The organism is Pseudalkalibacillus hwajinpoensis, assembly GCF_015234585.1.
GTDB classification, from domain to species: Bacteria; Bacillota; Bacilli; order Bacillales; family Guptibacillaceae; genus Guptibacillus; species Guptibacillus hwajinpoensis_B.
Map to the genome: position 1 here is coordinate 1224953 of NZ_JADFCM010000001.1, position 26214 is coordinate 1251166.

General features: G+C 39.8%; 25 protein-coding genes and 1 pseudogene. 15 read left to right on the forward strand and 11 right to left on the reverse strand.

Going from position 1 to position 26214, the window contains the following annotated elements; genetic code table 11:
• The first annotated feature begins 35 nt into the window (after window positions 1–35).
• From IQ283_RS05865 to IQ283_RS05875, 3 genes are all read left to right on the forward strand, one after another.
• A complete protein-coding gene (locus tag IQ283_RS05865; RefSeq protein ID WP_194219177.1) occupies window positions 36–1082 on the forward strand; it encodes a M20/M25/M40 family metallo-hydrolase in 1047 nt (348 codons plus the stop codon).
• A gap of 356 nt (window positions 1083–1438) precedes the next feature.
• Complete coding sequence (locus tag IQ283_RS05870; protein ID WP_194219178.1) at window positions 1439–3190, forward strand: ABC transporter ATP-binding protein; 1752 nt, start codon at window positions 1439–1441, stop codon at window positions 3188–3190.
• Complete coding sequence (locus IQ283_RS05875; protein WP_194219179.1) at window positions 3191–5215, forward strand: ABC transporter ATP-binding protein; 2025 nt, start codon at window positions 3191–3193, stop codon at window positions 5213–5215.
• 189 nt (window positions 5216–5404) lie between these two features.
• Here IQ283_RS05875 and IQ283_RS05880 read toward each other — a convergent pair whose 3' ends face one another.
• Window positions 5405–6121 carry a thermonuclease family protein gene (locus tag IQ283_RS05880; protein WP_194219180.1) on the reverse strand — a complete coding sequence of 239 codons (717 nt, stop codon included), beginning with the start codon at window positions 6119–6121 and terminating at the stop codon, window positions 5405–5407.
• A 75-nt stretch (window positions 6122–6196) separates the two neighbouring features.
• On the opposite strand from IQ283_RS05880, the gene IQ283_RS05885 reads away from it, so the two are divergent.
• Window positions 6197–6355 carry a hypothetical protein gene (locus IQ283_RS05885; RefSeq protein ID WP_194219181.1) on the forward strand — a complete coding sequence of 53 codons (159 nt, stop codon included), beginning with the start codon at window positions 6197–6199 and terminating at the stop codon, window positions 6353–6355.
• Window positions 6356–6430: 75 nt separating this feature from the next.
• Here the strand turns inward: IQ283_RS05885 and IQ283_RS05890 are convergent, their stop codons facing one another.
• From IQ283_RS05890 to IQ283_RS05900, 3 genes are all read right to left on the reverse strand, one after another.
• Window positions 6431–6811, reverse strand: a complete 381-nt coding sequence (locus tag IQ283_RS05890) for a hotdog fold thioesterase (RefSeq protein WP_194219182.1) — start codon at window positions 6809–6811, stop codon at window positions 6431–6433.
• Between the two features lie 225 nt (window positions 6812–7036).
• Window positions 7037–7969: a 1,4-dihydroxy-2-naphthoate polyprenyltransferase gene (locus tag IQ283_RS05895; RefSeq protein ID WP_242057288.1), complete on the reverse strand. Its 933-nt coding sequence runs from the start codon at window positions 7967–7969 to the stop codon at window positions 7037–7039.
• Between the two features lie 260 nt (window positions 7970–8229).
• On the reverse strand, window positions 8230–8517 hold the full coding sequence (locus IQ283_RS05900; RefSeq protein ID WP_194219658.1) for a hypothetical protein: 288 nt from the start codon (window positions 8515–8517) through the stop codon (window positions 8230–8232).
• A 272-nt stretch (window positions 8518–8789) separates the two neighbouring features.
• On the opposite strand from IQ283_RS05900, the gene IQ283_RS05905 reads away from it, so the two are divergent.
• The 6 genes from IQ283_RS05905 to menC all read left to right on the forward strand — a co-directional run bounded on the left by IQ283_RS05905 (window position 8790) and on the right by menC (window position 16260).
• Entirely contained in the window at window positions 8790–10193 is a 1404-nt protein-coding gene (locus tag IQ283_RS05905; RefSeq protein ID WP_194219184.1) for an isochorismate synthase, read from the forward strand.
• Window positions 10186–11937 carry a 2-succinyl-5-enolpyruvyl-6-hydroxy-3-cyclohexene-1-carboxylic-acid synthase gene (gene menD / locus IQ283_RS05910; RefSeq protein ID WP_194219185.1) on the forward strand — a complete coding sequence of 584 codons (1752 nt, stop codon included), beginning with the start codon at window positions 10186–10188 and terminating at the stop codon, window positions 11935–11937. The genes IQ283_RS05905 and menD overlap by 8 nt, the downstream gene beginning before the upstream one ends.
• Complete coding sequence (menH, locus tag IQ283_RS05915; protein WP_194219186.1) at window positions 11934–12758, forward strand: 2-succinyl-6-hydroxy-2,4-cyclohexadiene-1-carboxylate synthase; 825 nt, start codon at window positions 11934–11936, stop codon at window positions 12756–12758. The genes menD and menH overlap by 4 nt, the downstream gene beginning before the upstream one ends.
• A 31-nt stretch (window positions 12759–12789) precedes the next feature.
• Entirely contained in the window at window positions 12790–13605 is an 816-nt protein-coding gene (menB, locus tag IQ283_RS05920) for a 1,4-dihydroxy-2-naphthoyl-CoA synthase (RefSeq protein ID WP_194219187.1), read from the forward strand.
• An 85-nt stretch (window positions 13606–13690) separates the two neighbouring features.
• Window positions 13691–15160 (forward strand): o-succinylbenzoate--CoA ligase, encoded by a 1470-nt coding sequence (locus IQ283_RS05925; RefSeq protein ID WP_194219188.1) that lies wholly within the window; start codon window positions 13691–13693, stop codon window positions 15158–15160.
• Window positions 15160–16260: an o-succinylbenzoate synthase gene (menC, locus tag IQ283_RS05930; protein ID WP_194219626.1), complete on the forward strand. Its 1101-nt coding sequence runs from the start codon at window positions 15160–15162 to the stop codon at window positions 16258–16260. The genes IQ283_RS05925 and menC overlap by 1 nt, the downstream gene beginning before the upstream one ends.
• Window positions 16261–16316: 56 nt before the next feature.
• On the opposite strand, the gene IQ283_RS05935 is transcribed toward menC, so the two are convergent.
• From IQ283_RS05935 to IQ283_RS05945, 3 genes are all read right to left on the reverse strand, one after another.
• Window positions 16317–16613: a DUF3817 domain-containing protein gene (locus IQ283_RS05935; protein ID WP_194219189.1), complete on the reverse strand. Its 297-nt coding sequence runs from the start codon at window positions 16611–16613 to the stop codon at window positions 16317–16319.
• A 909-nt stretch (window positions 16614–17522) separates the two neighbouring features.
• Window positions 17523–17711 carry a hypothetical protein gene (locus IQ283_RS05940; RefSeq protein ID WP_194219190.1) on the reverse strand — a complete coding sequence of 63 codons (189 nt, stop codon included), beginning with the start codon at window positions 17709–17711 and terminating at the stop codon, window positions 17523–17525.
• A 123-nt stretch (window positions 17712–17834) separates the two neighbouring features.
• Window positions 17835–20012: a UvrD-helicase domain-containing protein gene (locus IQ283_RS05945; RefSeq protein WP_194219191.1), complete on the reverse strand. Its 2178-nt coding sequence runs from the start codon at window positions 20010–20012 to the stop codon at window positions 17835–17837.
• A gap of 142 nt (window positions 20013–20154) precedes the next feature.
• Between IQ283_RS05945 and IQ283_RS05950 the strand changes: the two genes are divergently transcribed.
• The 3 genes and pseudogenes from IQ283_RS05950 to IQ283_RS24095 form a co-directional block, all read left to right on the forward strand.
• A complete protein-coding gene (locus IQ283_RS05950) occupies window positions 20155–20379 on the forward strand; it encodes a hypothetical protein (RefSeq protein WP_194219192.1) in 225 nt (74 codons plus the stop codon).
• Between the two features lie 22 nt (window positions 20380–20401).
• Window positions 20402–20740: a hypothetical protein gene (locus IQ283_RS05955; protein WP_194219193.1), complete on the forward strand. Its 339-nt coding sequence runs from the start codon at window positions 20402–20404 to the stop codon at window positions 20738–20740.
• A 108-nt stretch (window positions 20741–20848) separates the two neighbouring features.
• Window positions 20849–20920 (forward strand): annotated as a pseudogene (locus IQ283_RS24095) (YjcZ family sporulation protein); the annotation flags it as partial.
• A 114-nt stretch (window positions 20921–21034) separates the two neighbouring features.
• On the opposite strand, the gene IQ283_RS05965 reads toward IQ283_RS24095, so the two are convergent.
• Window positions 21035–22177 (reverse strand): ABC transporter permease, encoded by a 1143-nt coding sequence (locus tag IQ283_RS05965; RefSeq protein ID WP_194219195.1) that lies wholly within the window; start codon window positions 22175–22177, stop codon window positions 21035–21037.
• A gap of 211 nt (window positions 22178–22388) precedes the next feature.
• Here IQ283_RS05965 and IQ283_RS05970 point away from each other — a divergent pair, with 211 nt between their 5' ends.
• Window positions 22389–22916 carry a hypothetical protein gene (locus IQ283_RS05970; RefSeq protein WP_194219196.1) on the forward strand — a complete coding sequence of 176 codons (528 nt, stop codon included), beginning with the start codon at window positions 22389–22391 and terminating at the stop codon, window positions 22914–22916.
• Window positions 22917–23029: 113 nt separating this feature from the next.
• Window positions 23030–23500: an RNA deprotection pyrophosphohydrolase gene (ytkD, locus tag IQ283_RS05975; RefSeq protein WP_194219197.1), complete on the forward strand. Its 471-nt coding sequence runs from the start codon at window positions 23030–23032 to the stop codon at window positions 23498–23500.
• A gap of 100 nt (window positions 23501–23600) precedes the next feature.
• Here the strand turns inward: ytkD and IQ283_RS05980 are convergent, their stop codons facing one another.
• The 3 genes from IQ283_RS05980 to IQ283_RS05990 all read right to left on the reverse strand — a co-directional run bounded on the left by IQ283_RS05980 (window position 23601) and on the right by IQ283_RS05990 (window position 26209).
• On the reverse strand, window positions 23601–24476 hold the full coding sequence (locus IQ283_RS05980) for a cation diffusion facilitator family transporter (RefSeq protein WP_194219198.1): 876 nt from the start codon (window positions 24474–24476) through the stop codon (window positions 23601–23603).
• Between the two features lie 175 nt (window positions 24477–24651).
• Window positions 24652–25452: an ABC transporter permease gene (locus tag IQ283_RS05985; RefSeq protein WP_194219199.1), complete on the reverse strand. Its 801-nt coding sequence runs from the start codon at window positions 25450–25452 to the stop codon at window positions 24652–24654.
• Window positions 25433–26209 carry an ABC transporter ATP-binding protein gene (locus IQ283_RS05990; protein WP_194219200.1) on the reverse strand — a complete coding sequence of 259 codons (777 nt, stop codon included), beginning with the start codon at window positions 26207–26209 and terminating at the stop codon, window positions 25433–25435. Before IQ283_RS05990 ends, IQ283_RS05985 begins: the two co-directional genes overlap by 20 nt.
• Window positions 26210–26214: the final 5 nt, after the last annotated feature.

Consider the following 26214-nt stretch of genomic DNA (forward strand, 5'->3'; position numbering starts at 1 on the left):
AAAAGGAACTTATAAACTATTCGGAGGTGCATCGTATGAACCGTGATTTTTTATTAGAATTGTTATCAACCGCTTCTCCATCAGGAGCTGAAATGGAAATCCAGCATAAATGGATGAACTATGTAAGAGAGTTTGCAGATGACATTAAAACGGATAACGCAGGTAATGCGATCGGAATTCTTAATCCAGAAGCAGAATTTAAAGTGCTTCTTGCAGGACACTGTGACGAAATTGGATTTATGGTGAAGCAAATTGATCAAAATGGATTTATTCGCGTAGAGAAATTAGGTGGAATTAGTCACAAGCCTGCTATTGGCATGAAAGTAACAATTCTAGGCACACATGGAAAGTTAACAGGTGTATTTGGTGTCAATGCAGAACATCACGGAGGGGCGAAAGAGTTTCATTTCGAGGACCTCTATATCGACTGTGGTGCAACTACAAAAGAAGAAATCGAGAAGTACGTCCAAATTGGGGACCTCGCAGTCTATAAAAGAGAAGTTGAGCACCTCTTAAATGACCGAATTAGTGGAAGAGGCTTAGACAACCGGACTGGTTCATTTATCGTAGCAGAAGTTCTTCGTGAAGTAGCCAAGCGTAACCCTAAAGTAGGTGTTTATGCTGTTAGCACAGTGAATGAAGAAACAAACATGGGTGGTGCTTATTTCGCTGGTGCAGGAATTCAACCAACAATGGCCATTGCTTGTGATGTTACATTTTCTTCAGACTATCCTGGAATTGATGCAAGAAAGCACACAGAGGTTGATCTTGGAGGTGGACCTGTTCTTGCGAAAGGCGCTCCAATCAATATAAAAATCAATCAGCTCCTTGAAAAGGCTGCTAAAAAGCTTGATTTGAAACTTCAGTATGAGTTAACACCAAGAATGACAGGGACGGATGCAGATAAGCTTCGTTTAACAGGATACGGTGTTCCTGTATCACTTGTGTCCCTTCCGCTTCGCTATATGCATGCGCCGGTAGAAACAGTAAGTTTAAAAGATATGCAGGAAGAAATTGATTTGCTCGTGGAAATGATAGCGGATTTAACAGGCGAAGAAAGTGTGAATCCACTAATTAAATAATAATATTGACAAAATTGTGACAATAGTGCTAAGATGACAGAGTGAAAAATAACGGTAAAGGAGAGTGTGTGTGATGAGACATATTTTGAAAGATATCCAACAACTAACTTCATGTACTCATAGACGCACTTTGCCAGGGATGTAACCCCTTTGTCACAGTAAAGGAATCGGCACGCGTCTTAGACGTGTGCCCTTTTCTATGTCTTAAGAAGTCATTAGACATAACCGCATGCGGTTATGTCTTTTTTGGTTTCTGAGAAAAGTGACAGTGGGGAAATGAAGTGATCCATGGAAGGAGGATGGTGAAATAGTCAATCAGAAAGAATAACTGTAGGAAAAAGTTAGGAGGGATTAAGTTGTTCTCTATTTTACGGAAATTGAGCTGGTTTTTTAAACAGCATTGGAAACGGTATAGCATTGCTATTGCTTTATTGATTTTTGGGGGTATTCTCGAGGTCATTCCACCAAAATTAATCGGAATGGCCATTGATGAAATAAACGTAGGAAGCTTAACCTGGGAAAGCTTACGAAATTATTTATTTTTTTATGGAGGGTTATTGCTCGTCGTCTATATCGTCACATATATTTGGATGTACCAATTATTTGGTGGTGCCTTTCTAGTTGAGAGGGCGCTCAGATCTAAATTGATGAAGCACCTCCTTAAAATGACGCCATCCTTTTACGAGAAAAACCGAACTGGAGACCTGATGGCAAGGGCCACAAATGATCTAAAAGCTGTCTCCCTTACCGCAGGATTTGGTATTTTAACATTAGTAGATTCAACGATCTTTATGTTTCTTATTTTGATTACAATGGGCGTTCTTATTAGCTGGAAATTAACGCTTGCGGCTATTCTTCCTCTACCCCTTATGGCTCTTGCCATGAATCGTTACGGAAAAATCATTCATAAGCGCTTTACAGCTGCCCAAGATTCGTTCGGAGATATGAATGATCAAGTACTAGAATCGATTGCAGGAGTTCGAGTAACGCGTGCTTATGTACAAGAAAGGGCAGCTCAGCAAAAGTTTCAGAACTTAACGGAAGATGTATATAAGAAAAATATTGAAGTAGCAAAAGTAGATGTTTTATTTGAGCCAACTATTAAAGTTCTTGTCGGGATTAGTTATTTAATTGGGTTAGGGTATGGAGCGTATCTCGTTTTTCATAAAGTCCTAACACTCGGAGAACTGGTGTCATTCAATGTTTACCTGGGGATGCTCATATGGCCGATGATTGCGGTTGGAGAGTTGATCAACGTCATGCAGCGAGGAAATGCATCGTTGAACCGTGTCTTAGAGACGCTGTCTCATGAAGAGGATGTGAAAGAACACCATTCTCCTCAATATCTGGATACACCTGGTACGATCGTTTTTGAAGATGTTACTTTTAAGTATCCCTCTTCATCTGTTACGAATTTACAAAATGTTTCATTTACTCTGAAGAAAGGCCAAACATTAGGCGTTGTAGGGAGAACAGGTAGTGGGAAAACGACATTACTGAAGCAACTTTTAAGAGAATATCCGGTCGGTAAAGGGAAAATCAAAATTTCTGACGTGCCGATCGAAGAAATTTCTCTCGAAACTCTGCAAAGCTGGATTGGTTATGTTCCTCAGGATCAGATGCTTTTCTCAAGGTCGGTGAGAGAAAACCTTCTGTTTGGTAAAAATAATGGAACAGATCAAGACATTGATCGAGTGCTGCGGCTATCCGACTTTAAAAAAGATATACATGTGCTCCCTGAAGGACTTGAGACGCTTGTTGGAGAAAAAGGCGTCGCTTTATCAGGTGGACAGAAACAAAGGGTATCCATTGCGCGAGCTCTAATGATTGATCCTGAAATATTAATTTTAGACGATGCAATGTCTGCCGTTGATGGAAAAACTGAAGCACAAATTATATCCAATATTCGCAATGAACGTTCTGGGAAAACGACGTTTATAGCCACGCATCGTTTGTCGGGTGTTCAGCATGCTGATTGGATTATCGTTCTTGATGAGGGCAAGGTGATTGAGGAAGGAACTCATAAAGAGCTTCTTTCTAAAAAGGGATGGTATCGTGACCAATTTGACAGACAGCAGCTTGAGGATTCATTGAAGGAGGTGCTGTAAATGAATCGACAGGTAGGAAAGCGATTAGTTAAGTATGCACTGGGTTTTAAGAAAAATATTCTTATTGCTTTACTCTTATTAATGGTAGCTGTTACAGCAGAGCTCTCTGGGCCTTTCATTGCGAAACGTATGATTGATGTCCATATTATGGGGATTGAGTATCCCTGGTATGAAACAGATCAGGGAGAAGAAGCTGTTAAATATGATGGGGACTGGTATAAACGAAGTGATCATTTTGGGAGCGATGAATTTAAAGGAGAGGAAGTAAGGATTCTTCAGGTAGGTCGCGACTACTATTTCGTTGATGAAGCGATCGCATACGATGGAGAACGGTCGGTTGACGACAACCTTATCACGATTCAAAAGGATGGGGAACAACAATCCTATCAAGCTAAAGAAATAAGCAATGAAGAACTGCTTGCCTTTTATCAACCGCAAATAGAACCGATGGTCTGGTTAATAGCGCTCTACTTTGGGCTTCTATTGTTTGCATCCTTTTTTGAATATGGGCAGGGACTTCTATTGCAAACCTCTGCTAACCGTATTATTCAAAAAATGAGAACGGATGTTTACTCCCAGATTCAGCGTTTGCATATCAACTATTTTGATAATTTACCAGCCGGTAAAGTTGTGGCAAGAATTACGAATGATACGGAGGCAATAAGAGAGCTTTATGTGACGGTGCTCGCAACGTTCTTCACAAGCATCTTTTATATGACAGGGATATTTATTGCCTTATTCTTGCTTGATGTAAAGCTTGCGTTGATTACATTAACGATTGTGCCCCTCCTTCTGATTTGGATCTTCGTTTATCGTAAATATGCGTCGAAATTCAATAAGGTCATTCGAACAAGGATTAGTGATATTAACGGAATGATCAATGAATCCATTCAGGGCATGTCGATAATAAGAGCTTTCAAACGTCAAGAGAAGACTGAAGCGGAATTTGAAGAGCTGAATGACAGCCATTTTACTTATCAAAATAAGCTATTGAATTTGAATTCCTTAATGTCACATAACCTTGTGAACATTCTACGGAATATTTCATTTGTAGTATTGATTTGGTACTTTGGGGGAGCTTCATTAACGGTTGGGTCTATTGTGAGTCTCGGTGTTCTTTATGCTTTTGTGGATTATTTGAATCGCTTATTTCAACCCGTTACAAATATGGTGAACCAGCTAGCTAATTTAGAACAGGCTTTAGTAGCGGCGGACAGAGTTTTTGAGCTTCTTGATGAAAAGGGGGAAGATGTATCAGATGGTGAATTTCCTCGTTATGATGGGAATGTCACTTTCGATCATGTTTCGTTTGCATACAAAGCAGAAGAATATGTGTTAAAGGAACTATCATTTGAAGCGAAAAAAGGTCAGACGGTTGCCCTAGTGGGGCATACTGGTTCAGGGAAAAGTTCAATTATGAATTTATTATTCCGATTTTACGATAACCAAAAAGGAACGATCTCTATCGATGGTCAAAATATTCAAGATATTCCAAAGCAGCAGTTAAGACAGCATATGGCGATAGTGCTCCAGGATCCATTCTTGTTCACTGGAACGATTGCTTCGAATGTAAGTCTTAATGACTCCTCGATCTCAAGAGAAAAAGTTGAAAAGGCTTTAAAAGATGTGGGAGCAGAGCAGCTGCTTCGGTCTCTTCCAAACGGGTATGATGAGGCAGTGATCGAAAAAGGAAGCACGCTTTCTTCGGGGCAAAGACAGCTGATCTCTTTTGCAAGGGCACTAGCGTTTGACCCTGCTGTCTTAATTCTTGATGAGGCGACTTCGAATGTTGATACCGAAACAGAAATGATTATTCAAAATGCGCTGGATATTTTAAAAAAGGGTCGTACCACATTTATCATTGCTCACAGACTCTCAACAATTCGAGAGGCTGACCAAATCCTTGTTCTTCACCAAGGTGAAATCGTTGAACGAGGCGATCATGATCAATTGATGAAGCAAAAGGGAAGGTACTTCCAAATGTATCAGCTTCAACAAGGGAAAAAGGTTGAGCAGGCAGTTTAGTAGATATCAGTAGATGAAATGAATCAAAGCCGTAGCTTAAGCTACGGCTTTGATGTTGGAGGGAGCAAACCCCATTCTTTTTCTATTAGATATGTTAGGTATACTGTTGATTCTCGATCTTTGGCTTATTTTAGTGAACTCTTTATCTCACTCGTCTTTCAGTCTGAAGAGAGTAATAAGTAGTTGCATCTATCGTTGAGAGGGGCGGAATCCAGCTTGTTCGGCTTCATCTGTGTTACAAAACATTTCTTCTGCTTTCGTAATCTCGTAATATGATCCTTCAGGAACGTGGTAAATTTTATCTCCTTTAGAATTAATGTTTCCTTTAATGTCACAACCTTGTTGAGATCCCTTGTCAGAAGATGTGGAGTCAGATGCTTCAAAGGATTCGTTAAATCCTTCTTCGCGAACGTAATCTTCAATACTCCAAATGCCTTTGCCTTCTTCTTGAGCCTTACGCTGAATTTCTTGGAATGTATCAACGTACTTTACGTTTGGCTGATAAATATAAGCAACTCTTGCTAGTCCTTCTTCAAGGAGCATCTCATTAAACATCTGATCGCCAATCCATACGTAAGCAAGCAGTCGACCGTATTTGTCGCGTTCTGAAACATCTATCTCGACACCAATTTCTTTTCCTTCTAGTTGATTCTTAGCAAACTGGGAGGCTTCAGGTCCATAGGGTTGTACAGGTTTACTCGGATGCTTTGTTTCCGGAGTGTCAACGAGAAGGAGTCTAATTGTTTCTTCTCGATCTTCAAGAGTTACTTTCAATGTATCGCCATCAACAACTCGATCCACTGTTGTCGGAATTGTGTTTTCTTTTATTTCTGTATCAGATGTGAGTGTAGCGCATGCAGATAAAAATAAGATGATAAAAAGAAAAGGCAGTCTTATTCGTATCATTTGTTACTCTCCTTTCCGTTCCACTTAGGTCTTAGACGCCCATATTAGGCATAATCTAAAAGGGGGGTGATCCAATTGAATCACGGATGTATTTACTGTGAGAAAGAATTGCTCTTCCCGTGGGAACGACGAAGATTGGTTTGCGATGAATGTCATTATGCAATATCAGACACCTATCATGAAGATTATAGAGAAATTGGTGAAAGAAAAATAGAACAGAAAGCCCGTCATTAATGACGGGCTTTTCTTTGAGTGTTGTTGTTCAAGCGTTCCAATATCTCCGTTTCTAAACGCTCGTCTTCGCTTTTCTTAATACCTTTTAACGGCTAGGGTGCAGCGGGATATGCAGATTAGTTCTTCTTGTTCGTCTACGATGTTGATTTCCCAGACCATTGTTCTTCTGCCGATGTGGATTGGTTCGGCGATAGCTCGGACGACGCCGTCTTTTTTGCTTCGGAGGTGATTAGCGTTGATCTCCATCCCAAAAGTTGCTTCGTTTTCTGAATCTAGATTAAGTGTGCCGCCTATGCTGGCTGCTGATTCTGCTAGGGCTACTGATGCGCCACCGTGAAGAAAGCCAAGTGGTTGATGAGTGCTTGGTCCAACTGGCATTTCGAGAACAACTTTTTCAGGTGTTAATGTAATGGCTTTAATGCCGAGTGCCTCTAACATTGTATTTGCAAATTCCATCGTATTACCCCCATTTTTATGTACTTATTTACAGTATACACGAGGCTAACGTGAGAAAAAGAGAAAAGTTAGCGATCGATAGGCTGTAGCATTTCTAAATAAATTCCTTTTTACTTTCATTCCGAGAATAGAGGATTATTTTCACGAATTTATGTAAAGGTGAGGGAGTGGTTCATAAATATAAAAAAGTCAGAGACCAAATGGATCTCTGACTTTCTCACCGTGTTAAATGAAATAGGCTAACAATAAACCAATTGCCATTAACAGTCCGAATTGTGTATGCATTTGAGCAGTTGCTTGCATAGCAGGCATCATGTGAGCTGCTTTGGTTTTTCCTTCAAATAAGCGGATGGCTTTAAATGCTTTAGGGATGCTCAATATTATCAACAAAAGCCATAAAGATGAATCAATTGTAATAATAAGTCCAACCACCCAGAGGTAGGATACGATAAACATACCCTCTAAAAATGTTACAGCCTTATCATGTCCGAGAAGAATCGCAAGTGTTTTACGTCCTTTTTCCTTGTCGCCTTCTAAGTCACGAATATTATTCGCCATGAGGATGCCGCCAACTAGAATGGATATAGGAATCGAAACGAGAATGCTTTCAAACGTAACCACACCTGTTTGAATAAAGAAAGAAAGTAATACAAGTATTAGTCCCATAAATACACCAGCAGCAATTTCACCAAATGGTGTGTAGGCGATTGGATACGGACCGCCAGTGTAAAAGTACCCTGCTGCCATGCAGATTGTTCCAATAACCGCAATCCACCATGTTGTAAGGATACAGATATAAACACCTAAAAGAATCGCAATGCCGAAGAAAATAAAAGCAAGGTTTAATACTGTTCTTGCACTAACACCATCTCGTACGATAGCGCCCCCAATTCCTACACTCCCAGCGTGATCGAGACCCCTTTTGAAATCATAGTATTCATTAAACATGTTTGTTGCAGATTGAATAAGAATAGATGCGATCATCATCGCCATAAACAATCCAAAATGTAATGTATGACTTTGAAGGGCAAGCATTGTGCCCAGAAAAACCGGGACGAAGGAAGCAGTTAATGTATGCGGCCTGAGTAAACGCCACCATACCTGCCATGTTGGTTTTGAAGGCGTGACTTTGTTCAGCTTATCGTTGCTGTTATTCATACGCTCTTCCATATAATTGTGTCTCTCCCTTTAGTAATAAACTTCTTATAAATTCCCCTTGTAACCATTATAGTTTAAAAAAATGGATAAGGGGTGTCAATCCTTTTGTCAATATCAAGAAGTCTCTGTCAATAGAGGAAAATAGCGAATTTCCCTTCAAACGAAAGAGAAATGAAGGTTATTCTAAGTTTGAGGTGGATAAAAGTAGTTATTCTTCCATTCAAAAACGATCCTTCGTTTGAAGGATCGTTTTTGAATGATTAATAATATGGGTAAGGATATGGGTATGGTCTGAAGAACGCAATACTTCCTAGTCCTACTCCTAAAAGACCGCCAAGAAAACCTCCTGCAAGTGCTCCGAAGAAAAACATGCCTGGTCCTTCGGGATGTTGTGGCCCGTCACAATTGCGATTTAAAGGGCGGATATAAACAAATTCATTATCAACTTCTTCAACGTGACCTCTATGCAATTGACCGTCATGACACTTGATTTCAACACATTGTCCTATGTGTTGACGACAAACCCCATGGTAATAGTGTCTGGACAATATAGACCCTCCCTTATGCATTAGTTTATAAACGACTGCAAAGCAGCGTCTACTTTTATCAGTGTATGCTCATTATTTTTTTTGCTAAGGGCACTTGCGGAACATTAAAATGGTTTTTTTCTATGAGATGGGGAATCTATACATAAGAAGCATTCATACGGTTAAACAGCTTCGTTGACAGTCTTAGCCAGACAGGTGTATCCTTTAATTAACTGTGGCCGAGGCTAACTCGGTCTGCTTTTGCATGGACAGAAAGTTGGGGGGAGAAGACGGTGTCTACAATACAACATCAAGAATTATTTAGCCTGCTTCATCAAGGTGTAAGTAAGGCAGAAAAGCGGGGAACGTCCGTGCTTGTTAGTCAGGTGCTATCAGTAGCTGCTGTCGATCCCCTCTCCTTTTATGCTGCAGGTTCGTTTACTAACGAGAATGATCGAACATTCTGGTCGGACCCTGAGAATGACACGACAATAGTGGGCCAGGGTTGTGTGAAGCAATTTGAGGCTCAAATCGATCGTTTTCGTTCAATTGAAAGTGATTGGCAAACTTTTTTAGAACAAGCGATCATAGAGGGGGCTCCATCAAGGCCAGGTGTTGGACCGGTTCTGTTAGGTGGGTTTTCATTCGATCCAACTGCCCCAGATAGCGGTGAATGGGATTCCTTTCCTAAAGGCGGGATGGTTCTTCCAGAATTAATGTTAACTTCAGCTGGAAACCATGCTTGGCTCACACTCAACGCAATTGTTAGCGCAGGAGATAATGTGGAAGTTATATCTGAAGCGCTTTTAGATAAGCATGATCGTCTTTTTGAGAAGCTTACGTCTCATGCCTATGCAGATGTCGATGCTATTTCAATAGAAGAAATACGACCTAAGGAATGGAAAGAAACGGTCAGAAGTGCTGCTGCTAATATTAGAAATGGCCATCTTGATAAAGTCGTTTTAGCGAGAGAAATTAAGCTCCAGTCGACTCAAAACTTTTCATCAACAAAAACACTGACAAATTTAAAAAAACAACAAAGTGATAGCTATGTTTTCGCGTTCGAATATGGGGACAAATGTTTTCTTGGAGCTTCACCTGAACGGTTAGTCAAAAGAGATGGACAACAAGTGTATTCGACTTGTCTTGCGGGCTCTATTCAACGAGGTGAATCGAAGGAAATGGATGATGAACTTGGAGAAGCTCTTCTTCATGATCAAAAGAATCGAATTGAGCATGATCTTGTCGTTCAAATGATTCGATCAGCTATGGAAGAGGAGTGTGAATTTGTTCAGGTACCGTCAAGGCCGGAAATACTTAAAACGCCTCATATTCAACATTTATTTACTCCTGTTGTAGCAAGGGCTGGTAGAGAGACAAGCCTTTTTCGTATGGTTGAACGGCTTCATCCTACCCCTGCGCTTGGCGGTTATCCTCAAAAGGAAGCCGTAAATGAAATTAAGCGAATAGAGAAGCTTGATCGAGGTTGGTATGCAGGACCTGTTGGTTGGGTTGATTATCAGGGAAATGGAGAATTTGCTGTAGCTATACGCTCTGGTCTACTTAAAGGAGAAGAAGCAACGCTATACGCTGGGTGCGGTATAGTTGGAGATTCTGACCCTGATAGTGAATATGAAGAAACCAAAATGAAGTTTAAACCAATGCTAACAGCTCTTGGAGGTAAGAAATATGACTGACCAGGAAATACTAGCAAGTTACGTAGGATCATTTGTTGATGAGCTTGTGCGTTCAGGTGTTAAACATGCTGTTATTAGTCCAGGATCGCGTTCTACCCCGCTCGCAATGGTCATGGCTGAACACCCGTTACTAAACGTCTGGGTGCATATCGATGAGCGATCTGCTGGTTTTTTTGCGCTTGGCATGGCCAAATCGCATAAGGAACCTGTCGCACTTCTATGTTCTTCAGGTACGGCTGGCGCTAATTACTATCCTGCTGTTATTGAGGCTGCTCAATCCAATGTACCGTTGATTGTTTTGACTGGCGATCGCCCGCATGAGCTTCGTGATAATGGAGCTCCACAGGCGATTGATCAAATCAAGCTATATGGGGACTATGTGAAATGGTTTATGGAAATGGCGATGCCTTCTTCCTCTCCAGATTTAAATCGGTATATCAGAACTGCGGCTTCTAGAGCGACAGCCGTTTCTTCCGGTCTCCCTGCTGGACCTGTGCATCTTAATTTCCCATTTAGAGATCCCTTGATACCAGATCTATCCTATACAGGTCTTTTTTCAGATGGTAGGGAGAATTATGAGCCGTGGGTAAATGCGGCAGATCACATACGTGTTTTAAACGAAGATGCAGTCACAGATTATGCAAACAAATTAGCTGGCAAGAAAGGTATTATTGTGGTCGGACCTCAGGATAATGACGAATTAGCTGAACCGCTATTTGCTCTTGCTGAGGAATTAGGTTATCCGCTTTTAGCAGATCCACTTTCAAAATGCCGGCATATTGATTCTCCTAATCTTGTAGAAGGGTATGACGCCTTTCTTAGGGGTGAGGTGGATTCAGAGCTATACCCTGAAGTAGTGATTAGATTTGGGGCGATGCCAGTTTCAAAAGCTTATATGCTCTTTATGAAGAGAGTAGCAAGTCCTATTCATATAATTGTGGATGAGAGAGGATGGAGAGACCCTACTCTTTATAGTTCTGACATGCTTACAGTTTCCTCTGTATCGTTTGTGAACAGTCTTCTTCCTGCTGTGCGAAGCATCAACTCTACTGAGAAGCGGTGGTTACACAAATGGAAGGCCATTAACCAAACGACTCTCACCTTACTTCATGAAGATTTAGGAACTGACGAGCTATTTGAGGGCCATGTGTTTAGAGAATTAGGGAAACTGATGAGTGCGAATGATCTCCTGTTTGTAGGGAATAGCATGCCTATTCGCGATATGGAGAACTTTTTCTTGCCAGAGAATTCTCGACCTACTGTAATGGGGAATCGAGGAGCGAATGGTATTGACGGTATTATTTCAACAGCTCTTGGAGCAAGTACAGCCTATTCTTCTAGCGTGCTGGTGATTGGTGACCTTTCTTTCTACCATGATATGAATGGTCTGCTTCTAGCTAAGCTATATGAGATCAATATGACGGTTATTGTGGTTAACAATGATGGCGGAGGGATTTTCTCATTTCTACCTCAGCGCAAGCAGGAGAAGCACTTTGAGAAACTCTTTGGCACACCACATGGACTAAATTATGAACATGCTGCCGCATTATATGAGGCAAGTTTTGAACGCGTATGGAATTGGGAAGAGTTTAGTTATGCGTATGAGAAAAGTCAGGATCACCATGGGCTAAGCATTATTGAGGTTCCAACTGATCGTGATGCCAATCTTAGGCTTCATCGAGAGATGTTCGCGAAGGTTTCGAAGGAAACAGCAATAGTCCTGCAGGAGAGTCTTAAATCATGATTTATACCGTTGGTGGACAACCTTTTCATGTCGAAATCGCGGGAGAAGGAGAACCTCTTCTATTATTGCATGGATTCACAGGATCGAGTGAGAACTGGTCTTCTTTTATGAAAAGATGGTCCAGGCTATATAAAGTGATTGCAATCGATCTTATCGGTCACGGCGAAAGTGCGAAACCGAATGATGCTTCTCAATATACTATGGAATCTATGGGGAGTTACTTGAAACAACTATTAAATTTACTTGGGATCGATCAACTCCATTTGCTTGGCTATTCCATGGGTGGACGATTTGCTTTGTCATTTTCTGTCCAGTACCCTTCGCTCATTAAAACGCTTATTCTGGAAAGCAGTTCACCTGGGCTTTTTACGGAAGATCAAAGAAGAGAGCGAGTGCAGAAAGACCATGCACTTGCCAGGCGAATTCAGAAGGAAGGTATTGAAGATTTCGTAACCTTCTGGGAATCTCTTCCGTTATTTTCTTCGCAGAAGAAACTTTCGCCAAGTATTCAAAGTGAAATAAGAAAGCAGCGTTTGAGCAATACTGAAATAGGACTAGCCAATAGTCTAATTGGAATGGGAACGGGGGCACAGGCTTCCTATTGGAGTGTGTTAGAGAAGATAACCTTTCCAGTCCTTCTAATAGTTGGGGAGTACGATCAGAAGTTCATTTCAATTGGGAAACAGATGGAAAAAAAGCTTCCTCAGGCTGATTTTGTGCAAATTATTGGCGCAGGGCATACAATTCATGTAGAAGAACCTGAAATCTTTGATAAAATGGTAGTAGCTTTTCTAAAAAAGCATGCAGATTCTAATCTGTAAATTTTGTTACATAAGGAAGGAGAATTTCTAAATGATTCAATGGAAGACTGAACGAGAATTTGAAGATATTCTTTACGAAACGTATGATGGTATTGCTAAGATTACAATCAACCGTCCAGAGGTGCGCAATGCATTTACGCCAAGAACGGTTAACGAATTAATTACCGCTTTTTCATTTGCGAGAGACAATTCAGATATTGGTGTTATTGTTCTAGCAGGAGCTGGAGACAAAGCTTTCTGTTCTGGCGGTGACCAAAGTGTTCGTGGTCATGGTGGTTATGTAGGTGATGATGAGATTCCTCGTCTAAATGTCTTGGATCTTCAACGCCTCATTCGTGTTATCCCTAAGCCGGTTGTTGCAATGGTATCAGGTTATGCGATTGGAGGAGGACACGTCCTTCACGTGGTATGTGACCTGACAATTGCTGCAGATAATGCTATTTTTGGTCAGACTGGCCCTAAAGTTGGTAGCTTTGATGCTGGATACGGTGCAGGATACCTTGCTCGTATCGTAGGTCATAAGAAAGCTCGTGAAATCTGGTACCTATGTCGTCAATACAATGCACAAGAAGCACTTGATATGGGACTTGTTAATACGGTTGTTCCACTTGATCAGCTTGAAGCTGAAACAGTACAGTGGGCACAGGAAATGCTTGATAAGTCACCAACAGCCCTACGCTTCCTTAAAGCTTCTCTTAACGCCGATACAGACGGTCTTGCAGGACTCCAGCAAATGGGTGGAGACGCAACGCTTCTTTATTACACAACTGATGAAGCAAAAGAAGGACGCGATTCATTTAAAGAAAAACGCAAACCGGACTTTAAACAGTTCCCACGTTTTCCTTAAATCGATTGCTTGAAACAGCTTGATGGATTCCCATCAAGCTGTTTTTTTCAAATAGTCTATGGTAATGAAAGAAAGGATGTTAAAGGTGGATACGATGCCAAATTGGCTACATAAACGTGCTTCTATGACGCCTGAGCGAGTGGCGCTTATCGATAATGGCAAACAGTTAACTTATAAACAGTTACAAGAAAAGGCAGTTAATATGGCAAATGCTCTAAAAGCAAAAGGGATCGAAAAAGGAAAGCATGTTGGTTTTTATATGGAGAATGGATTAGAGGCTGCCGTTTGTTTACATACTCTGATGTACATTGGGGCTGTCATTGTTCCATTGAATCATCGATTAACAGGACCAGAGCTATCTTTCCAAATGAACGATGCTGAGATTTCCTATGTGATCACTGACAATTCACTTGAGAAGAAAGCTAGTGACGCAATACAAAGTCCGGTAAATATAATCATCTGGGAAGATGTTCACCCAGGTGCTTATCAGTTAGAAGAGTTACAAACAACTATTGAGTTACATCAGCTTCATACGATTATGTACACTTCTGGCACAACTGGAAAACCTAAGGGTGTTATGCTTTCATATGGTAACCATTGGTGGAGTGCGATCGGTTCCAGTCTTAATCTTGGTTTAGATATGAATGATCGCTGGCTGTGTGCGGTTCCAATGTTCCATATGAGTGGACTTTCTATTCTATTGCGAAGTGTTATTTACGGAATCACAATGGTTATTCAACGACGGTTTGAACCGCGTGTCGTTAATCAATCGATTCAAAAAGAACGGATTACAATTGTATCGGTAGTAAGCGCTATGCTGAAAAAAATGCTCGATGACCTTGGAACCGATCATTACCCCGAAACATTTCGCTGCATGCTTCTTGGAGGTGGTCCAGCTCCATACCCGCTTCTTTCTACTTGTGAGGAGAAGGATATTCCTGTCTTCCAGACATTTGGTATGACGGAAACTGCCTCTCAAATTGTGACGCTTTCACCTGAATATATGCTAGATAAACAGGGGTCAGCTGGAAAGGCGCTTTTCCCATCAGAGATTATGATTAGTCTTGATCATAAATCCCTTTCTGCTTTAGAGCATGGAGAGATTCTCGTGAAAGGACCTACGATTACAAAGGGGTATTGGCGAAGGGATGATGCAACAAGAGCTGCATTTGAAGACGGGTGGCTTCATACAGGCGATATTGGTTATCTGGATGAAGATGGCTTTCTCTTTGTATTGGATCGAAGGAAAGACCTCATTATATCTGGTGGTGAAAATGTGTATCCCGCAGAAATTGAAGCGGCGATCCTTGAGCATGTAGATGTGGAGGATGCAGGCGTAACTGGGGTTAAAGATGAGCAATGGGGAGAAGTACCTGCAGCATTTGTTGTTAGTAAGAATCGCTCTTTGACGGAACAGCAGCTGCTCGATTATCTTTCAGAACGTCTTGCGCGTTACAAGCTACCTAGAACGATTACTTATGTGGATAGCCTTCCTAGGAATGGGGCAAATAAGCTACAGCGAAATTTATTAGTAGATATGAGTGATACGATATGATGCAACTGGAGAGTGTTACTCTACGTCATATTCGAATGAACCTAAAATCCCCTTTTAGTAACAGTTTGGAAACAGTCACTGCTCGAGATTTAATTATCGTCGAAGTAAGAGATTCTGAAGGGGAAGTAGGTTTTGGAGAAGGAGTTGCCTTTACGTCGCCCTGGTATACAGAAGAGACGCTTCAAACTTCCTGGCATATGCTAAGAGACTTCATCATTCCTAAACTCAAAAACCAACTGATTGCTCATCCGTCCGATGTGGAAGGAATACTAGCGGGCATTCGAAGAAATCCAATGGCTAAATCTGCGATTGAGGGTGCGATCTGGGACTTATATGCTAAAAGAGAAGGAATTAGCCTCTCAAGAGCATTAGGTGGTTCTTCACAGAAGATTAAGGCAGGAGTTGCCGTAGGCGCTTCGGATCCTTCAGTTATGCTAGAAGAAATCCATAGAAGAATTGATGAGGGATATGAACGAATTAAAGTGAAGATCAAACCTTCGCAGGATATATCGATTCTAGAAGCAATACGTCATTCTTATCCAAACTTATCGTTAATGGCAGATGCGAACTCAGCTTATTCTCTGCAAGACATCGATCGTTTAAAAGCACTTGATCCATTTCATTTGCTGATGATTGAACAACCTCTAGCAGCTGACGATATCGTAGATCATGCGATTTTACAAAAAGAGATTGAAACACCGGTCTGTTTGGATGAAAGTATACATTCTTATGATGATGCCCGTCGAGCACTCGATTTGAATAGCTGTAAGATTATTAATATTAAACCCGGACGTGTTGGAGGGTTATCCGTTAGTAAGAGGATCCATGATTTATGTAGCGAAAGGGGGATACCTGTTTGGTGTGGTGGCATGCTAGAGTCCGGAATAGGAAGGGCGCATAATATCGCACTTTCTAGTTTGGCTAATTTCACAATACCAGGAGATGTCTCTGCATCAGCACGGTACTGGGAAAAAGACATTATTGAACCTGAAGTGGAAGTGGAGAACGGTTTGATTACTGTTTCTAAAGAGAGTGGGATCGGATACGAAATAAACTGGAAAGAACTTGAGAGAGTGACGGTTTCTAAAGAAGTTTATTAACATAGCTAGGGAAAAGATAACAAAAGGCAGAACCTTCTTAAGGTCCTGCCTTGTCTTTATACTTCAGAATTTTTTGCGATTCGCGCATCGAATATAAACGGTCCGAATGGGATAACGGAGGAGACAACTGCGAGCGCGGCTTTAATGAAAGACCAGCGCTTAACGATTGTGACATATAGAATTACGGCAAGATAGAGAACAAACAGTCCGCCATGTAACGCTCCAACAATCGTTACGGCCATAGGGATGTCCATCATGTATTTAAGAGGCATCGCAATTCCTAGTAATAATAAAAATGATATTCCTTCTGCAAAGCCGACGCCTCGGAATAGTTTCAATGGTTGCTTTAACAATGCATTTCACTCCTTCATCATTAGCTGATGTGATCTGTTTCACATAAACAGTTACAGGCAGTTTACAAATAGTATATCAATACTAGTCCTACAATAGAAGTTGAAGTTTTATCGATTTCTTGACAGTTTGAATGTAAATACTCCTAATCACATTTCAATTCACAGAAAATTTAGTACTAAGGCATTGTTTTCAAATGTTTTGTAAGTGATGATTGCTTATACGTGCCTTTATCGAGTAGAATGAATGAGGGTAACAATAAATCAACTCTGAAGGAGATTTGTATGAATAATAACAAAAAGGCAATCTTTATATACATTCCAAAGTCCAAAGTTGATGAAGCCAAAAAAAACATGAAGAAGAATGATTAATAGACGATAAAAAAACAGTCGAACCGTAATGGCTCGACTGTTTTATTTATGATGAATTAATAAATTTCAATTGCTCAATTTTACAATATTAAATAAATGAAATGATAGCTGCAATCACAGCAACCGCGCCAATGATCATAAGGATTGTACGTACCATTGCTATTCCTCCTTGATAAGGTCAATTTAGTTCATACATAACTATATTTTTGCTGCCTTCTAGAATAATGCGCTGACAACAAATGCTACTACAACAACAATACCGATAATAACGAGAACTTGTTTTAACATAATGACTTCCTCCTCTAATATAGCAATGTCCTTTGCTACTATTGATATACCCTATTCATTTTTTATATCAAACCTTTTTTTGAAATAAATAGTTATAAATGACTACTTGCAGAAGAAAATACTTCAAGTTACAAAGCGATTTATGAATAGCGTTCCAGTTATCTGGGTTTTTATGCTTGAAAAATAAAAAAGAAGCCTTCCTTTATTTGGAGGCTTCTTCGTTTATTTAAACATTTGTTTCTGAGTGGGTAACTATTGTTTAGGATGTACCTTCATCCGCTCTTGCTGGAAAAATTCTTTTAGCTCCGGGTTAAGTAAGTCCGGCTCCTCATCATTTAAGTTCAGTCTGATCAGCTTGCCTTCAAGGTAATCCATAATCCCGATAATCGTACCGTTTCCAAGCTGCTTCTGAAAGATGGTTTCGTAACGAATGCTGCTCATCGGAGCCCTCCTGTTGCGCGTTTTTTTCTACTATAGCACGTTTGGAGAGCGAATTATTGCAGTTAAACTTCTCTTAAATAATTTGTAATCAAAGCGCAACAAAGCTTAACACAGTGACATAGTTCAGTCTTTTTGAACAGGCTTTTGCGAAATGATCATTGGCTTATCACATAAGGGACATTGCTTTTGATCAGGTTGTTTCTTATCCTCTATTTTCATCCATCCTTTGCAAAATTCACTACTGCAAACCCATGCTTTCACCGTTTTACCTTCTTGTTGAATTTTCTTCTTGAAGGCATCCGTTAAGAAACGAGAGACGGGTGTTTGTTTACCAAGGTGTTTCTCAGGGGAGCAAATATAGAGCTCTTCTTTTGCACGTGTAATGGCAACGTAACAAAGGCGACGTTCTTCCTCAAGGTCAGCAGTCGGGTTTTTCATATAGAGCTGCTTATGAGAGGCTTCTTTGTCTTTCATCGTATTGAGCGCAGAAACGTGCGGTAGAATCGTTTCTGAAGCACCAATGACGTAAACCACAGGGAATTCAAGCCCTTTAGCCTGATGAATGGATAGTAGTGAAAGCGCGTTAGAGGCGCTAGCTTTTTGTTTATGCTCATTGAATCGTTGAATGATTCGATCGACGTAGGCAAGGAACTCTGGGATGGTTTCAAATCGTGAGCTTGAGAACTCAAGCTCGTCCATCATTTCTTTAAGAGTAGTCTTATGCACAGTTAATGCTTCGTCATTTGCGCTGTCCAGATGTTTCATATAGTCATCTCGTAACAATTGAATGGCTTTCTGGGGCCGATGACGTTTAGCTTCTTGAACAAGACGGACACGTCGATCTATCGATTTTTTTTGAAAATCACGTAGTGTTTTCCAGGATTTTAAATGTAACAAAGGAAATTCAACTGGATCAACGAAATTTTCCATCTCAATGTGACGCATACCTGATTCTTGATTAATAAAAAGGGATGGGAGTATGGCGGCTGTCGCATCAAGATTTTGGTGCTCGTATGCAAGTCGAAGGTGTTCCATCATTCCTTTAATAATCGACTGCTCGTAAAAGACCTGTTTCATTCCCTGTGCGTTGAAAGGAATGTCCTGTTCAATCAACTGCTCGAAAATGGCTCTAGCATTCGTATAAGTTCTTGTAAGAATGGCAATGTCTTTCCACTCTCGCTTTTTTTCTCGAATATGACGGAGGACATAACCTGCTTCGTCTTCTGTTGTAGCAGGACGAAGATAGTATGGTTGTTTTCCGTCTTTGTCTGTAGCGTTCATTGTTTTCGTTCTTCGATACGTATTGTGCTTAATTACATGGTTTCCGAGTCCAACAATGGGTGGAGCTGATCTGTAGTTTGTATCCAGCGTTACGACGGATGCCTCGGGATAAGCACGATCGAACTCTAAAATGATTGAGCTATTTGCACCATTAAAAGAATAGATAACTTGATCATCGTCACCCACTACAAATAAGTTGTTTTGAGGAGCTGCAATTTGTTTAATTAATTCATATTGAATTGGGTTCGTATCCTGGAATTCATCTACTAAAATATATTGAAATCGATTTTGCATTTTTTGAAGTAGAGCGGGATTTTGATTGAATTCTCGATACATATAGACAAGAATGTCATCAAAGTCAATATAGCCATTAGCTGTTTTCCACTCTTCATATTCAGAGTAGGCTTTCTTTAATTCTTCTGTTTCTTTACTGTCAGGGATATCTGCAGGCTCCATCATTTTAACTTTGCAAGCAGAAATTGATGAAAGCATAATCTCTGGTAAAGATGCTTCAGGACTTTTCATTTTTTTTAGAATATTTTTCATTATAATTTGTTTGTGACGATCACTATTCAATATTTTTTGGTTATAACCGAGACTCCTTAATAATTTCAAGAAGATAGAATGAAATGTTCCTGCTGTTAATCTTCCTGAGTCTTGAGAAGAGACACCTGGTAAGTGACTGATACGCTGTCGCATTTCTTCAGATGCCTTTCGAGTGAAAGTAATGAGTAGAATACTAGAAGGATCTTTTTCCTTTACTGTCATTAGAAAAGCTGTTCGTGCTGTTAAAACAGATGTTTTTCCACTTCCGGCTCCGGCAATTGTCAAAAGAGGGCCTTCAGTATGCTTTACTGCTTTTGTTTGAGGTTCATTCAGACGTATACCTTTTTCCTCTAAAGCATGAAAAAAAGCCTGCTCTGCTTTATCTTCCAATGGTCTGAGAGACGAGTGGGGTGTTAAAGGAGCAGATAGGTCCAATTCAGTCACTGCTTGATGCGGTGTTGTAGTAAAATTCATGATCATCACCTGAACTATTCTTATGGATTCATCCCTTCATTTTAACATAAATTTATGTGTTTTCGTTTATAAGGAAAAGATTAATATTTATCCGAAAAGGGTAAAGTGACAAGCAGGATAGGATAAAGAGGAGGGAAAATCAATGGAAAAATTTATTCAAGTTGTAGTTGATCATGATAAGAAACAATTTCATGTGGAGTCAGAAGCGACCGAAGAAACCAACTATGATGCGCGAGTTGAAGAAGCGAAGAAACAGGGACGTGACGTTGGATCATTTCGCTCTAGGCTTGACACTGTTGAGAAAACCATTGATGCTGCTCAACATGAATACAAAGGGTATCGTCATTTAGAAGAAAGTCCTGTTTAAATTTTCATGGAGGTGAGAAGCAATGGTACGTGAGACGTATTTTGTAACACCTAAAGGTGAGCTTCATGAGACAAATGTTGGCACTCAAATGAATGCCTTTGAAATTAGAGCAAGTCAAGAAGAGAAAATGGAAATGGAACGTGTAATTGAGAAGTTGCGCTCTCAGAAATATGTGCAACAAAATGATTTCTTTTCACTGAATCATTATGATGAAAGTGAAGTAGACCGTCATCGAGATTGGACGGATGAAGCGATTTATGAATTATATAAGATGATCCATCGACTAGGCACACCTCATACAAAGCAACAAATTGATCAAATGGGCGTATTATCAGCTCTAAACCACAATACAAGAAATTGAGGATGAACAACTAGTTTTTCTTCAGGAACTCCGCTCATGCCCTTCCTAAATGGAATCAACTACATAAAGTAATAGTGTAGTGAATGAATTCTAACGAGGGGGATAAAGATGAGCGGAGGATATGGTAAAGGTTTTGCGTTAATTGTTGTTCTGTTTATTTTACTAATTATTGTTGGAGCTGGCGCAATGGGCGGCGGTTGTGGTCCTGGACCAGGTTATGTAGGCGGAGCAAACTACAATCCTTATTGTTGCTAAATCATAAAGAGAAGCTGGCTAATATTAGCCAGCTTCTCTTTATGATTTTCTCTGTTTTTTGTTTTCTAAAAAAAATGAAATCAAAAGCCCTTCTACTAAGGTACAAAAACTATGCTGTAAAGAAGGAAGCTGAACAATACTAAATAATATGGATTGTATAACTAATAACGATAAAATCATGTTTCTCAGTGAATAATCGTTTCGGAGAATAACAAGAAACGAGTCTCTCATTTGTTCTTTTTTGATTGCTAAGAGCTGTTTATGAGTGATCCATAAAAGAAGGGGAACAATCAAGTACGATGTGTACTCTTCTCTTAGGTAGTAGAGAATATATGCCCCAATTCCAACTAATCGGATAAAGACCCAAATGTAGCTTCCCTTACGGAAGAAAATTCTAATGAATAGAAAGGTCTGTGCGTTAGACACTGGTATCAATTGAATAATCCAACTTAAATACTTTCTTGGATTCACTTTATTCTGTAAAGAAGGCACATCAACGAACTGGTTTGCGAATTGCTCGAACCGAGCAGTTTGTGATGATTCAAGTTCAATCAATCTCTCCCACTGAAGCATCGAGCTTTGACGAAATAGTAAGTAAAGATATGTAATGGGAAACATAAGGAATAAGGCACCAATAAAAACATATCCTTTCATGGTGAAGTAAAGAATAGTGAAATTGCTAATGAAAAGGTAAAGACGCTGCCATTTTTTCTTCGTGAAGTAAGATCGTACGATCGTAAGAAAAGACAATATAAAGAGCAAGAGTATCATGACATAAATCCATGTTAGTAATTCCAAAGGAATTTCTAAATGAATGAGGGCAGGAGCACTTACTAAACTAACGATTAAAATTATCGGCAGTGAACGAATCAAAGAATAGAAGAAAGTATACTTAATGTATTGCCTCATACGATCTTCACATGTGATTAAAAAGACGCGATCCGCTTGAAAGAGAAAGAACTTTCCTTCAAGAACACTTAGTACTACGCTCATGATGAGGGCGATCGCAAATAGGAGTGGAAATGGCTCAGGTATAACATCGAGTAAACGTTGATAATAAACAATTCCTATTGCTCCGATTAGCAATAAAGCGATCAATAATCCACCTTGCATGATGTAAGACAAATACTTAAGTCGATGCCGCAGATAATTATTGAAGCGAATCTTCCATAGTCCTCCCAATTAATCACCCCTCTCCTGAAATAAATTAAGAAAAATCGAAACATTCTGCTATATCTTTTCGTATAAGTAGTGTATCCAAAAGAAAATAGCTAAAATCCATTCATTACTATGGTAAAAAAGACTTAATATATCACTAGTTTGTTTGACACCTAATAGGATGAGGTATGAAATCAATATAAAGAAATTCTACTATACTTAAAGGATGAGTGACATGAAAAAATACATAGGTTTATTAATGTTTGTAGGTGCGCTAACTTTCACTTCGGGTTGTGGTGGAGAATTATCAAAAGTTGCTGCTGATCATTCAGAAATCGTGATTTCTTCTCTTGAGAATAAAGCAGAAGCAAAGACGAATTCAATCGAAAAACCAGAAGTTGAGAATTTATCTAACGAACTTATCAATCATATTATTCAGGATACAGATGAAGAGGGTAAAGTTAAACAGTTTCAAACAATAGCAGAGGTTGAGCAGGACTTACAAAAGATAACCTCAAAAGAACTCGCTTCTGAAATTGCGGATGTTTATTTTGCAGAGCGTGAAGGTGATCTTTACTTAGTACCAACAGAGCTATTTCCATGGGTGAATACTGATGAGTCATATGAACTGGAGAAACTTAATGAATATGAATATGAACTGACTCAATCGAATGAGTCTGAGCTTTATGGCTCTTACACAATAAACATCCATTTTCTTTATGAAAACAACCATTGGATCATTAATGATTTTGAGATTAAATAATTCAAACGCACGGAACTTTTGGTCCGTGCGTTTTATTTTTTGTACAGGTAGATTGGACAAGCACAGGCTACTCTTTTACAATAAAGTAAGAAACTAAAGGACGAGGTTATCAAATGAGCGAATTTATGTTTACAGATTACTATCATAATCAGGTAACATTTTCTTTCGAGGATCATCCTTACTCTCCCGCACCAAAACATGTTTGGGTTATTTGTCGCCTCGAAAACCAGTGGCTGTTAACCGAGCACTCTCGAAGAGGCATTGAATTTCCAGGTGGGAAAGTGGAAGAAGGAGAGAATGCCGAAGAAGCTGCGGTGCGTGAGGTATATGAAGAAACAGGTGGAGTTGTTAAGCACCTTCAATATGTAGGTCAGTATCGTGTTGAAGGAAAAGGCGGGACAATTATTAAGAATGTCTATTATGCTGACATTGATCGTCTCGTAGACAAAGAAGATTATATGGAAACAAAGGGACCGGTGAAGCTAACAACACTTCCGAAAGATATTCATTTAAATGAGCGTTATAGCTTTATGATGAAGGATCAAGTACTTACTTATAGTCTAAAACATCTTAATTATTTGTAATGAGAAAAAAGTCCAGTTCATTGTCCTGGACTTTTTTGCTCGTATTTATACAAAATCCAATAGGTCACAGCCTTCAAACAAATAACAGATGGAGAATGCACTATTCATTGACAGAGCCTCTTTCAGTAATTTCCCTGCCAGGTTCAACATGAATGGTGGCATTTCGAACGTCATGATCCTTCTCTAACTGGGCTTCTATTTTGTCTGTAATCGTATGTCCTTCTTTAATATTTAAATGAGGTGCTACCTCTACAACGGCATCGACAATAATATCATTTCCAGCCATACGTGCTTTAATATCTACTAATGTTTCTACCCCTTCAATGTTTTGGATCGTCGCCTCTATATCATTCAATTTCTCTTTATCAAATCCATCCGTTAACATGAGTGATGAATCTTTAAAGATATCATAAGCCGTTTTGCATATGATAAGACCTACAATAAAGCCTGTAAGAGGATCTAGCCAATGCATGTTAAAGTGAGCGCCAATAATTCCAATAAAAGCACCAAGACTAACGAGAGCATCTGATAAATTGTCTTTGGCTGCAGCCATTAGTCCGAGGCTGTTCGTTTTTTTAGCGAGGCGGTAGTTAAAAAGATAAACGCCTCCCATAACGATCATTCCAAAAAAGGCTACCCAGGCAGAGCTAAGTGGAGGAGAAGAGACTTTTCCACTGAGTAAGACAGTAGCTGTATGGAAGAGGACTTGTATTCCAATCGCAAACATAACAAATGAGGCGAATAGAGAAGAAACGGTTTCTGCTCGAGAATGGCCATATGGATGGTTCAAATCTGGTGGTTTAAGAGAAATTTTCATGCCAATCAAAACAGCAATGGATGCCACGATATCTGATGCGTTATTCCATCCGTCTGCTAAGAGGGCTTCTGAACCAAAGAGATACCCTGCGCCTAATTTGATCATTGAAAGTAGTAAGTAAGCTGTTATGCTAAGCCATACACCTCTTAGTGCGCTCATTGTTTTCACCTGTCTTATATAAGAATATGTTCTTCTATATGCTAGCAGATGGTATTTGGGTGGGTCTATAGCAATCATTTTGCAAGTGGTAAGACGTGTAGGAACCCATCATATTTGTGAGTGGTGGCTAACTAGTTTGCCCAATCACAACAAAATAAGCCCCTCTTAAGAGGAGCTAGTGTTTAATTAATTTCCGTTCTAACCATTCGACCCCTAAATACATGATTGATGAGAGAATCGCAATCATAAATAAGCTCAGTAAAACCAATGTGAAATTAAATACTTGGAAGCCATATATAATCATATAACCAAGACCTTGTTTTGAAACAAGAAATTCCCCAACAATAACGCCGACCCACGATAAACCCACATTTACTTTCAAGGTCGAGATAATCGCTGGAAAGGAAGATGGCAGAATAACTTCAAAGAAGATCTGGCGCTTATTACCACCAAATGAGCGAATAACTTTGATGAAGTTAGGTTCAACAGTATGAAATGCGTGGTAGATCACAAGAGTAGTAATAATAACGGAAATAGAAGCGCCCATCGTAATAATGGAGATGTAACCTGGACCAAGCGCAACTATGATGATCGGACCAAGAGCTACTTTAGGCATGGAATTCAATACAACAAGATACGGATCTGAGATTCTAGAAGCTTTGCGTGACCACCATAGAATTGCCGCGAACACGGTTCCAAGTACTGTTCCAAGAAGAAATCCAGCAATTGTTTCAAGTAACGTTACACCAGTGTGTAACAGTAATGAACCATCTGTTACTTTTGTTATAAAGAGAGAAGCAATTTTAGAGGGGTAGCTAAATAATAACGGATCGATCCATGTGAACCGTCCTGCTAATTCCCATAAAGTGAGAAATGCAAAGAGAATACACACCTGAAAACCCAATATTTCATTTCTTTCCCTTTTCAACTCTCTTAGATAATGTTGATGCTTATGTTTAAGTTGGAGATGGTTCAAGAGAATCAAGCTCCTTCCATATCAGCTGGAAATTCTCAGGGAAAGCAGAATCATTCCTAGCTTCAAAAGGAAGTAATTCTTTAAGGGAAGCTGGGACTTGAAAAGTTCTCGCGATTTTCCCGGGACGAGGCGTTAAAAGGATGATGCGGTCTGACATCGCAATCGCTTCTCCAATATCATGAGTCACCAGCAAGGCGGTTTTTCGATGCTTTTTTAATGTTTTAAACACAAGGTCTTCGAGTTTTAATTTTGTTTGATAATCAAGTGCAGAGAAAGGCTCATCTAATAACAGTAGATCAGGATCTGTTGCAAGTGTGCGAACGAGAGCTACGCGTTGACGCATTCCACCTGAAAGCTGATCAGGATAGGCCGAGCGGACATCGCTTAATCCCATGCTATCCAATAATTCCAATGTTTGTTCTTTTTTATCCGCTGTCAACTTGTTTAGAAGCTTTAATCCTATAAAACAATTTTCTTCAATTGTTTTCCAAGGAAACAAGTAATCCTGTTGAAGCATATAGCCCATTCGTTCGCCGGGAGATTTTATAATTTTATTTTGTAGAGAAACGCTCCCTTCAGTAGGTTTTACTAATCCTGAAATGATCGACAACAGAGTAGATTTCCCGCATCCACTAGGCCCAAGGAGGGAAACGAATTCTCCTTCTTCAATAGCGAATGAGAGGTTGGAAATCGCTTCTTTGGCAGCGTTTTTCGTCAAATACACATGTGAAATAGCGTTGAGTTGAAGGAAAGACATTATTT

Excerpts from the sequence above, each read along its gene's own strand:
- IQ283_RS05865 (WP_194219177.1), top strand. The coding sequence starts at position 36 with ATGAACCGTGATTTTTTATTAGAATTGTTATCAACCGCTTCTCCATCA.
- IQ283_RS05875 (WP_194219179.1), top strand. The coding sequence starts at position 3,191 with ATGAATCGACAGGTAGGAAAGCGATTAGTTAAGTATGCACTGGGTTTT.
- IQ283_RS05880 (WP_194219180.1), bottom strand. The coding sequence starts at position 6,121 with ATGATACGAATAAGACTGCCTTTTCTTTTTATCATCTTATTTTTATCT.
- IQ283_RS05890 (WP_194219182.1), bottom strand. The coding sequence starts at position 6,811 with ATGGAATTTGCAAATACAATGTTAGAGGCACTCGGCATTAAAGCCATT.
- IQ283_RS05895 (WP_242057288.1), bottom strand. The coding sequence starts at position 7,969 with ATGAATAACAGCAACGATAAGCTGAACAAAGTCACGCCTTCAAAACCA.
- menD (WP_194219185.1), top strand. The coding sequence starts at position 10,186 with ATGACTGACCAGGAAATACTAGCAAGTTACGTAGGATCATTTGTTGAT.
- menH (WP_194219186.1), top strand. The coding sequence starts at position 11,934 with ATGATTTATACCGTTGGTGGACAACCTTTTCATGTCGAAATCGCGGGA.
- menB (WP_194219187.1), top strand. The coding sequence starts at position 12,790 with ATGATTCAATGGAAGACTGAACGAGAATTTGAAGATATTCTTTACGAA.
- menC (WP_194219626.1), top strand. The coding sequence starts at position 15,160 with ATGCAACTGGAGAGTGTTACTCTACGTCATATTCGAATGAACCTAAAA.
- IQ283_RS05940 (WP_194219190.1), bottom strand. The coding sequence starts at position 17,711 with ATGAGCAGCATTCGTTACGAAACCATCTTTCAGAAGCAGCTTGGAAAC.
- IQ283_RS05945 (WP_194219191.1), bottom strand. The coding sequence starts at position 20,012 with ATGAATTTTACTACAACACCGCATCAAGCAGTGACTGAATTGGACCTA.
- IQ283_RS05950 (WP_194219192.1), top strand. The coding sequence starts at position 20,155 with ATGGAAAAATTTATTCAAGTTGTAGTTGATCATGATAAGAAACAATTT.
- IQ283_RS05955 (WP_194219193.1), top strand. The coding sequence starts at position 20,402 with ATGGTACGTGAGACGTATTTTGTAACACCTAAAGGTGAGCTTCATGAG.
- IQ283_RS05970 (WP_194219196.1), top strand. The coding sequence starts at position 22,389 with ATGAAAAAATACATAGGTTTATTAATGTTTGTAGGTGCGCTAACTTTC.
- ytkD (WP_194219197.1), top strand. The coding sequence starts at position 23,030 with ATGAGCGAATTTATGTTTACAGATTACTATCATAATCAGGTAACATTT.
- IQ283_RS05980 (WP_194219198.1), bottom strand. The coding sequence starts at position 24,476 with ATGAGCGCACTAAGAGGTGTATGGCTTAGCATAACAGCTTACTTACTA.
- IQ283_RS05990 (WP_194219200.1), bottom strand. The coding sequence starts at position 26,209 with ATGTCTTTCCTTCAACTCAACGCTATTTCACATGTGTATTTGACGAAA.